This is a genomic window from Colwellia sp. MEBiC06753, assembly GCF_053470325.1.
On the sequence record NZ_JBQMTM010000038.1, the window covers coordinates 1 to 906 of the forward strand.

The 906-nt window shown below is 46.7% G+C and carries 1 protein-coding gene; it reads right to left on the reverse strand.

Annotation, left to right across the window (positions count from 1 at the left end):
* Nucleotides 1-899, reverse strand: an 899-nt coding sequence (locus tag ACOB82_RS17650; RefSeq protein WP_448214319.1) for an IS1595 family transposase, incomplete at its 3' end; no start/stop codon positions are given.
* Nucleotides 900-906: the final 7 nt, after the last annotated feature.

The following is a 906-nucleotide window of genomic DNA, read 5'->3' on the forward strand; positions in this document are numbered from 1 at the left end:
GGAGCATCCATATACCTGAACCAACCAAGGTAATGATCAAGGTACTTTGTGGCGACTCCATGAAACCGTCCTATCCATGCTTTTAGCCTGCTGTGATAGGCATTAACATTTTGAATGTGAAAGACTTTATCTATCACTTTAACGCCGCTAGCAACATCTAACCGCTTGTGGATTAAATCATTTTTCGCTGACAGTGCAATGTAAGGCTTGTAGCCGTCACTACACAGCACACTGTCCTTTTCCAGTTTGCCTACCAGCTCTTGATGCAGCACCGTTGTCGTGACACTTGGCAAAATGGCTTCATACGTGTTTTTGGCTCTATCCCTGACCGTTAAAACTGGCACCCAATCTTCCTTAGAGCGTCCCCGCTTTTTTGCTTTCATGCCCCGCTTGCGTGGCTGGCGAGCTAGCTTCTTTGAGCCTTTTTCTGAATACGGAAACAGCGTTTCATCCGCTTCAATAATGCCCTCAAGCTTTGTTGCCTTCAGTACAGATGGCAGCTCTAAGAACCGATGCCGCCATCTGAACGATGTTTTCAAATTGATCCCGCATTCTTCGGCACACTTGCGTAAGACTTTGCTATCGAGCATACAGCGAATGTAATCCATCCAAAGCTCTTTGTACCTTAGTCGAGCTAACGGCGTTGCCGTTGTCGCTACAAAGGTTTTGCCGCAGTGCTTGCAGCGATAACGCTGCATCTTGTTTACTTTGCCATGCCGATTGATTAGAGAGCTATGACAGTGCGGGCACTCAGGGTTTTCAACCATCCGCTCCTCAAGCTCTGATATCAACTGTGAGGTGCTATCCGTGCCTTTCAGCAGCTTCTCTACATAACGGGCTTGGCTATCCGTTAAGTTTTCTAACTCGGTTATCAGCTTTGTAAATTGTGCTGGGATCATGAGTAAA